The organism is Sphingopyxis witflariensis (assembly GCF_002205635.1).
Classification (GTDB): Bacteria; Pseudomonadota; Alphaproteobacteria; order Sphingomonadales; family Sphingomonadaceae; genus Sphingopyxis; species Sphingopyxis witflariensis.
The window spans coordinates 69,037-80,970 of record NZ_NISJ01000008.1 but is presented as its reverse complement, the minus strand read 5'-3'; the positions used below and the strand labels follow the sequence as shown (position 1 = coordinate 80,970).

The 11,934-nt window shown below is 59.5% G+C and carries 19 protein-coding genes; 4 read left to right on the top strand and 15 right to left on the bottom strand.

Annotated features, from left to right (window positions below; all coding sequences use genetic code 11):
• Positions 1-5: 5 nt before the first annotated feature.
• The 14 genes from CDQ91_RS14495 to CDQ91_RS14430 form a co-directional block, all read right to left on the bottom strand.
• A complete protein-coding gene (locus tag CDQ91_RS14495; RefSeq protein ID WP_088473444.1) occupies positions 6-362 on the bottom strand; it encodes a hypothetical protein in 357 nt (118 codons plus the stop codon).
• A 50-nt stretch (positions 363-412) separates the two neighbouring features.
• Complete coding sequence (locus CDQ91_RS14490; RefSeq protein WP_088473443.1) at positions 413-724, bottom strand: hypothetical protein; 312 nt, start codon at positions 722-724, stop codon at positions 413-415.
• A gap of 45 nt (positions 725-769) precedes the next feature.
• The gene (locus CDQ91_RS14485) at positions 770-1,084 is read right to left on the bottom strand and encodes a hypothetical protein (RefSeq protein ID WP_088473442.1); all 315 of its coding nucleotides are present in this window, start codon (positions 1,082-1,084) and stop codon (positions 770-772) included.
• Positions 1,071-1,328 (bottom strand): hypothetical protein, encoded by a 258-nt coding sequence (locus CDQ91_RS14480; RefSeq protein ID WP_088473441.1) that lies wholly within the window; start codon positions 1,326-1,328, stop codon positions 1,071-1,073. The genes CDQ91_RS14485 and CDQ91_RS14480 overlap by 14 nt, the downstream gene beginning before the upstream one ends.
• The gene (locus CDQ91_RS14475; protein WP_144036784.1) at positions 1,325-1,903 is read right to left on the bottom strand and encodes a hypothetical protein; all 579 of its coding nucleotides are present in this window, start codon (positions 1,901-1,903) and stop codon (positions 1,325-1,327) included. The genes CDQ91_RS14480 and CDQ91_RS14475 overlap by 4 nt, the downstream gene beginning before the upstream one ends.
• On the bottom strand, positions 1,900-2,619 hold the full coding sequence (locus CDQ91_RS14470; protein WP_088473439.1) for an HK97 family phage prohead protease: 720 nt from the start codon (positions 2,617-2,619) through the stop codon (positions 1,900-1,902). The genes CDQ91_RS14475 and CDQ91_RS14470 overlap by 4 nt, the downstream gene beginning before the upstream one ends.
• Before the next feature lie 90 nt (positions 2,620-2,709).
• Positions 2,710-3,006 carry a hypothetical protein gene (locus CDQ91_RS14465; protein ID WP_088473438.1) on the bottom strand — a complete coding sequence of 99 codons (297 nt, stop codon included), beginning with the start codon at positions 3,004-3,006 and terminating at the stop codon, positions 2,710-2,712.
• A 121-nt stretch (positions 3,007-3,127) separates the two neighbouring features.
• Entirely contained in the window at positions 3,128-3,334 is a 207-nt protein-coding gene (locus tag CDQ91_RS14460; protein WP_144036783.1) for a hypothetical protein, read from the bottom strand.
• Positions 3,309-4,124, bottom strand: a complete 816-nt coding sequence (locus CDQ91_RS14455) for a MarR family transcriptional regulator (protein WP_088473436.1) — start codon at positions 4,122-4,124, stop codon at positions 3,309-3,311. Before CDQ91_RS14455 ends, CDQ91_RS14460 begins: the two co-directional genes overlap by 26 nt.
• Complete coding sequence (locus tag CDQ91_RS14450) at positions 4,124-5,092, bottom strand: hypothetical protein (RefSeq protein WP_201791903.1); 969 nt, start codon at positions 5,090-5,092, stop codon at positions 4,124-4,126. Before CDQ91_RS14450 ends, CDQ91_RS14455 begins: the two co-directional genes overlap by 1 nt.
• 3 nt (positions 5,093-5,095) lie before the next feature.
• Positions 5,096-5,374, bottom strand: a complete 279-nt coding sequence (locus CDQ91_RS14445) for a hypothetical protein (protein ID WP_088473435.1) — start codon at positions 5,372-5,374, stop codon at positions 5,096-5,098.
• Entirely contained in the window at positions 5,371-5,631 is a 261-nt protein-coding gene (locus CDQ91_RS14440; protein ID WP_088473434.1) for a hypothetical protein, read from the bottom strand. The genes CDQ91_RS14445 and CDQ91_RS14440 overlap by 4 nt, the downstream gene beginning before the upstream one ends.
• On the bottom strand, positions 5,628-5,969 hold the full coding sequence (locus tag CDQ91_RS14435; RefSeq protein ID WP_088473433.1) for a hypothetical protein: 342 nt from the start codon (positions 5,967-5,969) through the stop codon (positions 5,628-5,630). The genes CDQ91_RS14440 and CDQ91_RS14435 overlap by 4 nt, the downstream gene beginning before the upstream one ends.
• 102 nt (positions 5,970-6,071) lie before the next feature.
• Entirely contained in the window at positions 6,072-6,254 is a 183-nt protein-coding gene (locus CDQ91_RS14430) for a helix-turn-helix domain-containing protein (protein WP_088473432.1), read from the bottom strand.
• A gap of 117 nt (positions 6,255-6,371) precedes the next feature.
• Here CDQ91_RS14430 and CDQ91_RS14425 point away from each other — a divergent pair, with 117 nt between their 5' ends.
• The 4 genes from CDQ91_RS14425 to CDQ91_RS14410 all read left to right on the top strand — a co-directional run bounded on the left by CDQ91_RS14425 (position 6,372) and on the right by CDQ91_RS14410 (position 9,692).
• Entirely contained in the window at positions 6,372-7,040 is a 669-nt protein-coding gene (locus CDQ91_RS14425; protein ID WP_144036782.1) for a hypothetical protein, read from the top strand.
• Entirely contained in the window at positions 7,033-8,193 is a 1,161-nt protein-coding gene (locus CDQ91_RS14420) for a tyrosine-type recombinase/integrase (RefSeq protein WP_088473430.1), read from the top strand. The genes CDQ91_RS14425 and CDQ91_RS14420 overlap by 8 nt, the downstream gene beginning before the upstream one ends.
• On the top strand, positions 8,190-8,597 hold the full coding sequence (locus CDQ91_RS14415) for a hypothetical protein (protein WP_088473429.1): 408 nt from the start codon (positions 8,190-8,192) through the stop codon (positions 8,595-8,597). Before CDQ91_RS14420 ends, CDQ91_RS14415 begins: the two co-directional genes overlap by 4 nt.
• Positions 8,598-9,080: 483 nt before the next feature.
• Complete coding sequence (locus CDQ91_RS14410; protein WP_088473428.1) at positions 9,081-9,692, top strand: response regulator; 612 nt, start codon at positions 9,081-9,083, stop codon at positions 9,690-9,692.
• On the opposite strand, the gene CDQ91_RS14405 is transcribed toward CDQ91_RS14410, so the two are convergent.
• On the bottom strand, positions 9,678-11,930 hold the full coding sequence (locus CDQ91_RS14405) for a sensor histidine kinase (protein ID WP_158213689.1): 2,253 nt from the start codon (positions 11,928-11,930) through the stop codon (positions 9,678-9,680). The genes CDQ91_RS14410 and CDQ91_RS14405 overlap by 15 nt on opposite strands.
• Positions 11,931-11,934: the final 4 nt, after the last annotated feature.

Genomic DNA, 11,934 nt, shown 5'->3' with positions numbered 1-11,934 from the left:
GTAATCTACGGGTGCGTCTGTCCGGTCTTCGGCGCGTTTCCCGGCGCGCCCTCGGGGGAAGCTTTGCCGCCGCCGAAATATTGCCCGAGACCTTCAACGAGCCAGGTCGTCACCTGTTCGAGTCCCGCGGCGTCGATCAGCTCGTCGGCCGCTTCACGCGACATCGGGTGGTTCGCTTGCAGGGCGGCCCACCACACGGCCGAAATGGTGTTCATGGCGGCGGAATTCTCACGGAAGGCGCTCATCAGGCTGACGCCGAGTTCCTGTTCGGCGAGGCGGGCCATGCCGAAGTTGAATTTCAAGGTATGGGCGGTGCCGCCGATATCGACGATCTTTACCGAAGGGGTCGTTGCGTTGGTCACGGATATTTCCTTAGTTGGGATGTGGCGGCATCGCCGCGCGGGTTGCTAGATCACGGAATATTCGGCTCGGGGGCAGCGCGAGAAGCGCGGTTCATTTTGTCGAGCGCATTGACGGCTGCGACCTTTCCGGCTCGGGCCGCGTCGAACAGTACGTCGATCAATTCCCGACGGCGCATCGCGTACCCGTCGGCAAGCTCGTCGGCGAAATGCTTGCGCATCGTGTCGGCATCAATGCCGAGCGCCCGAGCAATCGTAATGTCGGACTCTCCGCAGAACTTCATCCGCTCGACGGTCTGACGCGCTTCGAACGTCACGCGATATGCGGGGCGACCTCGACTATTCAGTTTGATTATTTCGGTCATTTCACCGTTTTTCCTGAAATTTGCCCGTCACGAAAAAAACTCTCTTTATGCCTCCCCAACCGGTACGCCGTCCCCATTGCCTCTGGAGTCTTCGACGGCCCCCCCGGCCTCGGGTGCCTCATCGGCCTTCAACATCACGCCAAAGGCCTTCAGCCAGAGCGTGCGGTGGAGTTTGCCGCGCGCTTCGGTCACGCGCTCCTTGTGAAATTCCGCAGCATCGGCGATTTCAGCATCGGGGCGACCGGCCTCCTGCAATGCGGTGGCGGTATTATCCCATGCCCGCTGGCAAAGCGTATCGTATGCTGAGAGGCCGGCGATCACGACGCGGTCGACGTCGATCAAGGTGTCAATGAAAGTCATGGGCGGTTGCCTTCGCTGGATAGTCGAGCGGAACACCCGCCCGTTTGATCTCGGTGGATACGAGCTGGCCGATGTCGGCCCGCTGCTTGGCGAGGTTGTCGAGGCAGGCGGCGATGTAGATATCGATCTCCTCTCGCGACCGACCCTGCGCAGCGAGCAGAAGCCGGGTCTCGGTTTCCTTCTCCTCGACCAGCCGATCGAACTCGGCGAGCGCGCGCTCCTTCATTTCTTCTTCGACGGTCATGCCGGGGGCCTCGAGTCTTTGCCGTCGCGTCCCTTGCGGGCGGCGATCATCCAGCCACTATCGGGCGTGTCGGGCCGGTCGCAGGTCCTGCGGAGGGCCGACCAGGAACTGCCACCCCAAACGACGGTATCTCCATGGGCGTATGTCTCGCCCTCTTTCCAAGCGCCGCGGAAGATGGGCACAGGGATTTCGAAGGACTGGTCGCCGGTCGCCGATTTGAACGTGAAGGTTCGGCCGTCCTCACCCTGTTCGATCTCGAAGGCGACTGCCGCGGGGCCGGCGCTCTTCGTCATCAAGCCCTTGGCCTTCCGAAGTTCGCCTTCCAGCTTGGCAATGCGCTCGAAGGCGTGGGTGATGAGCGCGTCGAACTGAAAGCGCAGGCCGCCGCATTCGACGTGAATTGCATAATCCGCAGCCGAAGCCTTCTTCCCGGCGAGTTTCGCGATCCACTTCTCCGTAAAGCGATCCGCCTTGGCATCATCGACCAGTGTATCCAGGTCGGGCACATGGCTGCGCGCCGCCGAGGATGACCGGGACGCGCTGGGCGTGGCGCGACGGGATTTCGCCAACGTCACAGGCGCACGACCCTGACCTTGCCCGATTGGCGGGGGCGGGCTGTTCGCTGATCGCGGCGAATGCGGTCGTGGGCAAGGTGGAGGTCCACGGGACCGAGTTTGACGACCGGGCGTGGAATACCCACTCGCTCGCGAGCGGCACGCTTCAGGGCCGCTTCGGTCTTCCACTTGCCGATGAGCTTTTCCTTCTCGGTGAGCTTCACGACGCGCAGGGCGGGCTTGCCGACCGTGATCTGTCGGACGCTGCTTGGCGCGCGCTTCAGGCCGGTGATCTGGGCTTCGGGATTCATCGGCACCGCGCAGGCCGACAATTCCAACCACTCCCACCGCGTGAACCGTGCCCCGCCACCGGGGAGGTTCACCCAATCAAGCGCCCTGAAGCCGATCGACACAGCCTTGCGGGTGCCGGCGCGGAGAAGATCCCATGCCCGGTCCAGAAAGTCCTTGGCGAGACCGGGATGCGCGATCTTGTAAATGCGGGCACGAAACTTGATGCCTCGAGAGGTGACTTCGGCGGCCTCGATTTCCCCAACTGCCTGCGAATGATCGTGGTCGAACAAGAATGGGATCGGGCGTGCCACGAGGTCGAACTCGACGCCATCGGGCTCCACGATATCGCCCGCGCGATCGATGGCGTTCGTTGTGGCCCAGCCCTCAACGATGCGCTGGTCTTCGTCGATCGTCTTCAGTTTGAGATTGGAAAAAACTCGATCCATTCGGGCCTCCTATTGACCCGAATATCCCTCACCGTCGCTGCCGTGGCGATGTGGTTTCGTGCGGTTTCGTGCGGTTTCGTGCACCTATATTTAGCCCGGAGCCCCCGTTTCGATCATCCAGCGAGCAACATCGTTCAGCCGATAGGAAACACGGCCGCCGAATTTGGAGAAGGTGATCGGGCGATTTGCCATGCGCCAATTGCGCAGGGTGTCTGGCGCCTTGCCAATCAACCAGGCCGCAGTTTTCTCGTCTACGCGATCGTCGCCGAAGACGCTCTTGCCGTTCGCTTCACAGGCCATCCGCAAGCTGATGGCGGTCGTTTCGATTTCGAGATCATCGGCGCCATGCACGAAGCCTGTCCCGTCGCAATGCCGACATGGGATCATCGTGCGATCTCCCCAAGGGCACGCCACATTGAACACTTTCGATATTCAATCTGGCATCGCGGAAATTTCAGACCCCCCACGGTGTCCACCTCCCTGTTACGGAAATTGGAAATGCCCCCGGTCATTCTGCCATCTCCATCGCGAGATGCTCGGCCAGCGCTTGGCGCCGGTCGTCGTCGAGCTCGGCCGCCAACAGGTTAGCGCCGATGGGATCGTGCCCGGGCGGGCGGATCAGGTGGCCTGCTGCCCATCCGCCACCGACAGCTGCCCATCGGGTCAGCCAGGCGGCGGGGTTGAAGGGGTCAGGCTTTTGCATCGGCAATTGCATCGGCAATCTCCTCGGACAGGCGCAGCGCTTGCTGCCCCGTTGGTTGGTCGATGTATTCTTCGAAAACCTTGCCCAGCCAGGCGACCAGCATCTCGGCGTCATCGGCTCTGATCTTGGACCACCGCATGCCTATCGAACGCCATGCCCGGTCGAAGCAGGCGACCCGAGCGGAGACCGGCAAGTCCGCGATATTGTCGGGCAAATGATCTCGGAAATGATCCCCTGATTGCCCCGCGATTTTTGAATCGCGCCGCTTAGCGGAATTTCTTTTACCCGTTTCTACGGAATATCTTTCCCCGCTTTGCGGAATATATTCGAGAGAACTTTCGGTGATATTTCCGTTGCTTGACTGGGGGGCAGGGCAAACTACTTTTTGGACCTCTCCAGTCTCAGGGCAAACTATCTCGCGGAAATTGTTTGTGTCAGGGCAAACATTATTGAGGGGATTGTTTGCCTCAGGGCGAAGAAAATCCTCGGTCTGGGGCAGGACATCATCATCGGTATAGACCACGCGATACGTGTGCTGCCGCTTGTCGGTTTCGCGCGGTTCGCGCACGAGATATCCAAGCCGGATCATCTTGTTCACTGTGGCGCTGAAGTTCGAATAGTTGCGATCGATCCAGCCCGACATGAGCCTATGAGAAGCCCATGCACCCTGTCCTTTGCCGGTCGAATGACTGAGCCGATCGAAGGCGGCGATGGATGCGAGCACCCGAAGATCGCCATCGGTCAGATTGCTATCACCGACAGCGCGGAGCGGTATGGCTGCGAAATATGCTTTGCGCGCCATCAGCGGGTTTCCCCATTATTACGGCTTGCCGTAGAAACCGGCGTGGGTAGCAGGCGGGTCAGTTGCTGGCGCTCATCCTCTTCGGCGGCGAGCGCAGCATTCATGCGTGCGATGTCGACGATCTTCTCAATCTCAACCTTGAGCAACGCGGCGATCTGGTCAGGTGCAAGGGCCTCGAGCTGGCAGGTTTCGCCCGTCCAGCCTTTCGATCGGCTGTCCGTCGTCTTGGCCGGGGACGTGGGCAGGTGATAGGCCGTCACCTGCGCCCAGGTCAGCGCGACACGGACGAACTCGACCTTTACCAGCCCATTGGCGCGATCGGCTTGAACGAACGCCTGCACGTCCTCTGCGGCCACATCGAACATGGACTTCCCGGATGGATCGAGGTCGCCCAGGTGCAGGATAAACGCTGGCTTGCCGGTCGCACAAATCCTGTCCGCGAGCGCCTTCTTCGCGGTCAGGCTGTCGAAGCCCGAACTCGAATAGGCGCGGATGGAATATTGATGTCCGATCCGCGCGAGCTGTTGAACCATCCCGGCCGCCTCGCACCAGATTTCCGTATGCACGTCCTGATCGGCCATCAGGTCGCGCCGGTAGTTCTCGGCACGTTCACGCATTACCGCCCTGAACGCATCGGCATCGGCGTAGTGGTCCATTGTGAGCGTCATCACGCCGTCGTCGCGGATAGCAGCGAACGGGATCAGCCGCGCGCGCCGGGCGTTCGCGACATGATGACACAGCGTCGAATAGAAGGCCTCGCTCTTGTCGAAACCATGCGCGCCGACGAGGCGATAGAAAAGCTGCCGGGCGGTGAGCGGCCAGTGCTCGCGATATTCGTCGAGCACCGCTTGGACGATCGCCAGCAGGGCAAGGGTGCGGGACTGCGGGCGATAGTTATCGATGTAGCCGCGCGGGCGCCCCACCTTGCGAGGTGAGGCGTCGCGCGCGGAGGGGATGAGGCCCGCCATGCCTCAGACCCCGTCGTCGCAGATGTCGTCGTCGGCCACGCCGCAACCGGGGCCATTGCCCAGCGTCGCGAAATAGGCGCACTCGTCATCCTCTGCGCGGTTGCCGTCCGTCTCGTCGCCGGCAAGCTCCAGGTCGGGGTCGCCGTCCGCGAGGTCGAGCAAGGCGATCGCCACCGCAATGAAGCCCTCCAGCTCTTTGCGGCTATGCTGGGCGAGGATGCGCAGGACGGGAGCAGGGGGAACGCCGCGCGCGATGCTGTTCAGCGGGATAGGGGCGTTCATGACCCGGCCCCTTTCGCGATGTTCGCCTGAATCTGACCCATCGCCTTGTCGATCGCGGTCAAATATTCATGCGCGACCGTCAGAATGCACATGGCATCCGCGAATGCCCTGTCCTGAGCTTTTCCCGGTTCCATGCCGTCTTTCGCGAAGCAGGCGGCTTCCTGCGCCGTGTCGAGCAGGATCAATGCCCGCTCATGCGCGCAGTGGACGACGTCGAATTGCAGGAAGGGCGAGTCGGTGGGGTTGAGCACGATCATGCCGCACCGCCGATCGCGGCCAAGGCCGCCGCATCCGCTTCAAGGCGCGCCATCACGGCATCCCAGCAATCGTGCCCGCCCGCCATGCCGCCCAGGCGAATCTCGACTATCTTCTCGTGAAGCTCGGCAGGGGTTGTCGCGGGGGTCAGCAGCAGTTCGACCCGGCGATCGTATGTGGCGCCATAGATGGCGTCCGCGATGATCTGGGTTACGTCGATGTCTTGTCCCGGCGGGTTCGGATTGCCCTCGAAGGTTTCCCAGAATGTTTCGGCGGCTTTGAGTTCGGCCAGGCATTCGCGCGCGGTCTCGAACGCCTCTGCGGGCGGCGATTTGCTCATGGTCGGGATTCTGCTATGTGCATTCATGTCGATTTCACTCCTAGCGGGGGTTTCGATCCGGCCGTCGATCGGGGTCCACTCCTGGTCGGCGGCCTTTTGCGTTCACGCGGCATCGCTGCGGAACGCGGCATTGATTTCGCTGCGACGTGCAAAAATCTTGCGGCCCCGCTTGAACGCCGGGAGCAGGCCTTGTCGGATCAGCCGACCCGTCACCTGCTGATCTTCACCGACGAAATCGGAGATCTCTTTGACCCCAGAGAGGAGGTCGTCTTTTAGTGCGTTCATGGTGCATTTTCCTTTCGTTAGCTTTTAATGGGATAGAGGTGTATCCGTAATCCTCTATGACCTTGCGCTGGGCGCGCGTCAAGGGATAGAGGTGTGTCTCTATTCAAGGAGATTCGGTTGTCCGTCGAAATGTCATTCGCAACGCTTGAGACGACGCTGGCTGTCCACTTCGGGATACCTCCCGATGATTATGGAAAGTTCAGGGCGCGCATTAAGCAATTGCAGCGTCTCGGATTCCCGCCAGGCGTAAATGTCGGTCGAGGAACGAAATTCGCCTATACTGTAGATCATTTCCTTCAGTCGGGTATCGCGCTCGAATTGCTGAACAGCGGGCTCACAGGAAAGCTCGTTACCGACCTAGTTACGGAACATTGGCAAAAGATTGGTGCCGGTATTTGGGCCGCACACGATAGGAGCCCGAGGAACCCTTGGTCTGAACATAGGGGGCCTGATGTGCATCTCGATATCGAAGTGCAAGGCTTGAAAAACTCAGACGGAAAATTCGCGCGGATCCAAGTCGAAGACGATTACTCACGCCTTGAGCCCATCTTTTCAGTTGGTCGCCAGCGGTGTGTGGTCTCTGTAAATCTGACAGCATTTTCTAATGATATTTTGGAGAACCTTTTTAAGGTTGGGCAATTTTCTGAATACTCGGTCCAAAATGCTATAAAGAAATACGGCAAGATCATTCCAGAGCTGAAATCACCCAGTTTTTTGAACAAAGGGTTTGAGTGGTATCGGGTCGGATTATTTGATTCTGGGGGCAATGATTTGTCTCATGGCTAGCATCCGCAAACGCCTCTGGCCCGGCCCCGACGGCACGGAAAAGCAGGCCTGGATCGTCGACTATCGCGACGGCGCCGGCAAGCGTCGCTTCAAGCAGTTCCCCCGCAAGAAAGATGCCGACGCATGGCTGACCAGCGCGGCGTGGGAAGTCTCGCGCGGCACGCATACCGCCGACAGCCAAAGCGTCACCGTCGCCCAAGCGGCCAACCTATGGGTAAAGGCGGCTGAAGCGAACGATCGTGAGCGCGGGACCATCGAGCAATACAAGCAGCTGCGCGACCTGCATATCGTGCCCCTGATCGGCGCTGAGAAGCTTTCCCGGCTATCCCAGCCCAAGGTCGAGGCATTCCGCGACCAGCTTCTCGAAACGCGATCGAGGGACATGACGGGGAAAGCGGTGCGCGCCCTGTCTCGGATCCTCGGGGATGCGCAGCGCCGCGGACTCGTGGCGCAGAACGTGGCGCGCGACGTGAAGGTCACGCGGTCGAAGCGCGACAAGCCGAAAGTCGTCATCCCGGCCAAAGAGGAATTGAAGGCGCTGCTCGACAATGCCGAAGGCGGGCTGAAGCCGCTCGTCATGGTTGCGATATTTGCCGGCCTTCGCGCATCGGAGCTTCGCGGCCTCCGTTGGATGGATGTCGATCTGCAGGCGATGACGATCACCGTTGCCCAGCGAGCCGACAAATATTGCCAGCTCGGGCCGCCGAAATCCGAGGCGGGATATCGCACCATCCCGATCGGCGAGGCGCTGGTGAATGAGTTGCGCGTCTGGAAGCTGCAATGCCCTAAGGGCGACCTCGGGCTGGCCTTCCCGAATAGCGAGGGCGGGGTGATGGATTATTCTCACCTCATGAAACGCCGATTCGACCCGCTCCAGGTCAAGGCCGGCGTCTGCGATCCCGTGCTGCTCGATGGGAAGCCAAAGCTGGACAAGACGGGGATCGCCGTCATGCGCGCGCGCTATGGGCTCCATAGCCTTCGCCATGCTGCCGCGAGCGCCTGGATCAAGCAGCGCATCGACCTGAAGCGGTTACAGGTCTGGATCGGGCACGAGAACATCGAATTGACGCTAGACACCTATGGTCATTTGATCGCAGACAGCGAGGGAGACGCTGCGCTGGTTGCTGCGGCGCAGGCGGAGTTGTTGGCATGACCCCTCTGGATGGCGCTGCAAAAGCGCTGCACAAAAAGTTGCGAGAATATCGGCCTGATCGCGAACAGGAGGACCCGCTGGACCCGCCCGCCGTCCAGCAGGCGCCGCTCGCAGAATGGGAAACACTGCCCAAAGAAGCTCACGATCATTATCGCGAACTTGTGCTTTTGGTCCTCAAGGCGATCCGCGAACCTAATGACTTTATGAGACAGGCGGGCGGTGGAGCATTGGCCGAGGCGGTCGGCAATGATCCTGACGAACCGCTGGACGTGATCGTCGAACAGGCACTTATGATACCATTCGACGAAGAAGCGGATTTTGACCCTGCTCGTGACAAGCTGGCGGATCATGCGATCAAGGTTTGGCAAGCGATGATCGACGATGCGATGGATGATGGTCAGTAATTCTTGATGCAACACGGATGCAACATGGGATGCTGAAACCCCAGTAAAACTGCGCTCTATCGGAAGCTTCCTAATCTGGGGGCCATGGGTTCGAATCCCGTCGGGTGCACCATTTTCAACGACTTAGAGCAATCTGGCCACCAGACTTCGACAACTGGGGGGGGGCGCAGTCGTTGGGTGTTCAAAAGAACCTTCATCTCTCGGAAGTTCTGGGCGGGATTGGCGTAGGTAGCCCTCGACAGCAACCATATAGCAATCACGAGGACCGCGGCGGCCGCGTTTCGGCGTCTGCTTTACGCCGGCAGGTTCAACGGGTCATCGCAACACGTTCTATCATGTTAGGTGAGGAGAATGGCCATATTCGGCCGCCATGGACCCATTTCCGTAAGCGCTCGTTCGACTAGCCCCGCATTAATTCGGGTTGCGGTGAAACACAAATGTGCGGAAGTATCCCGATGAGCCCAACAAGATGAGAGTATAGCGGTGAAGCACAATATTCTGATTGTTGACGATCATCGCATCACGCAGAGTGGACTGCGTTTTCTGTTCGCTTCGCTCGACCGATACGCGATCGTCGGCGCGCTGGATTGCGGAGCCGCGGTCAATGCCTTCGTCCAGTCGCAGCCCGTGGATCTTGTGATTCTGGATCTTAACTTGCCCGATGTTCGCGGCATCAACGTACTGGCCGAGATCGTTGGATCGCGCGACATGACGGTGATCATCCTGACCGGCGAAACGCATCTCAACGAGATTCAGTCGGTCCTCAAGCTTGGCGCGCGCGCCGTCGTCAGCAAATCGGACCCGCTCGATCATATTGTAGCAGCCTGCGACGCGGCCCTCGCCGGCGAAATCTATATCTCGCCGCATATCAGCGAGGCGTTGGGCAAATTGCAGCAGCCGCCAGTCGCGCTGTCGTCGCGCCAGATGGCGATCCTGCACTATCTGGCGCAAGGCGAGACGAACAAGGAAATTGCCTATCGTCTGGCGATCGCTCCGCCGACGGTCTCGTTTCACATCGCCGAGCTCCGGCGCAAGCTAGACGTCCCGCACAATCGCAAGATTGTCGAACGAGCGAACGAGCTAAATCTGCTTTGATTCATCCTGTACCATGGGGTGATCCAACAGTTCACGGCAGGCGGGCTTGACCACCATCATGGCGACGAGGTCGCTCAAGCGGCCGCGCGTGACTGTCGTATCGTCATAGGTTAGCGCGACGATCCTGTCCTTCTCCGCATCATGGGCTTTCAATCCGCTCTCAAAGTCGGCGCGTCGGTCGAAGTCGAGAATGATCCACCCCGCCAGTCCTGCTTGCAGATCTTCCGTCGAAATGGCGGTCACGGCTGTAAAAGCAGCGGGCAGCACGATGCGAAGTGTTGTGCCGGCTGGCGTGGAAGAAAGAATCTCAATCGATCCCTGCAGCGTTTCGATGATGCGTTTGGCCGATCCGAAGCCGGAACCCGTCCCCTGTATGCTTTCATCTGCGCGAATACGGGGCATTAAATTGCTGTTCAGCGAAGCTGCGACATCGGCTGGCATGCCGTTGCCGCTGTCGGAAATGGTGATCACGGCGCACTCGTTCTCGCGCGCAAGCGTGATGCTGGCACCACCGACATCAGTATATTTGAAGCAGTTGCTGAGAAGATGGGCGAGCGCGCGCATCAACAACGGTCTGTCGCTTATCAGCGTCACCTCTCCCTCGACGCGGACGTCGAGAGATAATTTCTTGTCAGCGAACGGTGCCTTGAACATCATCGACAGCGGTTCGACGAGCGCCTGGGCTCGAAAACTGCTGAGCGCGACAAAGCCGGAACCGTTGGCGGCGATATTGGCGCCAGAGATCGTCGTTGACACGATTTCGTTCAGATAGTCCGACGAACTTTGAAGCATCTCGACCAGTTCGATGTCGGCGCCCGACGGCCTCTTCCGCTTCAGGGCTTCGACGGCGCTGTTGAGGGCGAGGATCACCTGTCTGCTGTCATGGCCCGAGGCATGGAGTAGCGCATTCTGGCTATTCACGGTTTCGATTGCGAACGCCTTTTCTTCGGCTAGCCGTTTGGCGTGCTCGCTGATCTCCAGCTGCGTCGCGAGCGAACGGGCGTAGTTCCTTTCGGCGACAAACTTGTCGCGCTGAATTTTCCTGAGGTTCAAACCCAGCGCGATCGTGACCATGACCGATTCGAATAGTCCGACCGGGCCGGCCAGGTGCCAGTTGACCGGCAGCCATGCGAAAAAACCCATCGATGCGATAGCAGCATAGATAATGAAAAGCGCGAGGCTGGCCCAGCCGACAAAGAGTGGCCATAGCTGGAAACCGAACCGTTTCATCGCCGCGAAACCGACGAAGGGAAGGAAGAGAGCTGCTGCGATGGCGACGAGCCACCCCGACAAGTGCAGAATGGAGCGGAACTCGGGTGGATAAAATGCCAGTCCCGGCTGGAGCAGCATGACGGCGAGCGCGAACAGGACAAGCGCTTTCAGCGGGATATCGCTTTTTGGAAAATAAATCGGTGTTTTGATGAAGATGCGCCCGAATTGCACCATGGCGCCGGCAAAGCCGCATTTGAAGAAATCTTCGACGGCCACCCCGGCCAGCGGCTTGTCATAGAGGAAGAAGATCGTGAAATAGCCTTCGGAATGAACCGTGTTTAACGCGAAAAACGCCTCCGCAATGGCCAGCCATAAAAATTCTTTAAACCCCGTGATCGAAAAGAACAGAAAGTTGAGGAGCAGCAGCGTCAGCGCGCCGACCACGACGCCAGAGACCATTGCGATGTTGGCGCGGCGGTCCTTGAAGAAGCTTCCGTAAGAGTTGATCTTGAGCGGCATGAAGGTCGAATTCTCGGAGAGAAATTCGATCAGAATTAGCTTTTCCTGCGTGGGGTCGAGGACCAGCTCGGTGCTGAAGGCCTGATAAGTCCCGAGGTTTTTCCGGGCGTCCTCGGAGCTCGTGCCATCGACGAGCAGCACGAGTTTTTCTCCCGCGGCTTCATAGAGACGAAAATGTTTGAGCGAACCGCGGCCCGTGGTGAGGATCCAGCTTCCCTGTTCGCTGCCGGCATTTCGGATTTTGAGCAAGACGGCTGTTTTTGAGCCGGGAGGTCCGAAGTGGATCGTGGGTCCCGTGATGTTTTCAAGCGGCCCATTCAAAAGTGGTTCCAATTGCGGCGTCTCTGTCTCGCCATGTTGTTTCGTGAACCGAATGAAGGGAGCGAGCGGCGGGGCATCTTCGCCTGCGCGTAACTCCAGCACTGGCAGCTCGGCTGCATCGGCGCATGCAGGGCGCGTGATCGCAAGGACGGCAAGGATCAGGAACACAAGCAGGCTTTTCATCATGGCA

Coding starts and splice junctions, on each gene's coding strand:
- CDQ91_RS14460 (WP_144036783.1), bottom strand. CDS start 3,334: ATGCAATTGCCGATGCAAAAGCCTGACCCCTTCAACCCCGCCGCCTGG.
- CDQ91_RS14415 (WP_088473429.1), top strand. CDS start 8,190: ATGACCCCTCTGGATGGCGCTGCAAAAGCGCTGCACAAAAAGTTGCGA.
- CDQ91_RS14450 (WP_201791903.1), bottom strand. CDS start 5,092: ATGGCGGGCCTCATCCCCTCCGCGCGCGACGCCTCACCTCGCAAGGTG.
- CDQ91_RS14405 (WP_158213689.1), bottom strand. CDS start 11,930: ATGATGAAAAGCCTGCTTGTGTTCCTGATCCTTGCCGTCCTTGCGATC.
- CDQ91_RS14490 (WP_088473443.1), bottom strand. CDS start 724: ATGACCGAAATAATCAAACTGAATAGTCGAGGTCGCCCCGCATATCGC.
- CDQ91_RS14480 (WP_088473441.1), bottom strand. CDS start 1,328: ATGACCGTCGAAGAAGAAATGAAGGAGCGCGCGCTCGCCGAGTTCGAT.
- CDQ91_RS14435 (WP_088473433.1), bottom strand. CDS start 5,969: ATGAGCAAATCGCCGCCCGCAGAGGCGTTCGAGACCGCGCGCGAATGC.
- CDQ91_RS14440 (WP_088473434.1), bottom strand. CDS start 5,631: ATGATCGTGCTCAACCCCACCGACTCGCCCTTCCTGCAATTCGACGTC.
- CDQ91_RS14485 (WP_088473442.1), bottom strand. CDS start 1,084: ATGACTTTCATTGACACCTTGATCGACGTCGACCGCGTCGTGATCGCC.
- CDQ91_RS14465 (WP_088473438.1), bottom strand. CDS start 3,006: ATGATCCCATGTCGGCATTGCGACGGGACAGGCTTCGTGCATGGCGCC.
- CDQ91_RS14430 (WP_088473432.1), bottom strand. CDS start 6,254: ATGAACGCACTAAAAGACGACCTCCTCTCTGGGGTCAAAGAGATCTCC.
- CDQ91_RS14420 (WP_088473430.1), top strand. CDS start 7,033: ATGGCTAGCATCCGCAAACGCCTCTGGCCCGGCCCCGACGGCACGGAA.
- CDQ91_RS14445 (WP_088473435.1), bottom strand. CDS start 5,374: ATGAACGCCCCTATCCCGCTGAACAGCATCGCGCGCGGCGTTCCCCCT.
- CDQ91_RS14470 (WP_088473439.1), bottom strand. CDS start 2,619: ATGGATCGAGTTTTTTCCAATCTCAAACTGAAGACGATCGACGAAGAC.
- CDQ91_RS14455 (WP_088473436.1), bottom strand. CDS start 4,124: ATGGCGCGCAAAGCATATTTCGCAGCCATACCGCTCCGCGCTGTCGGT.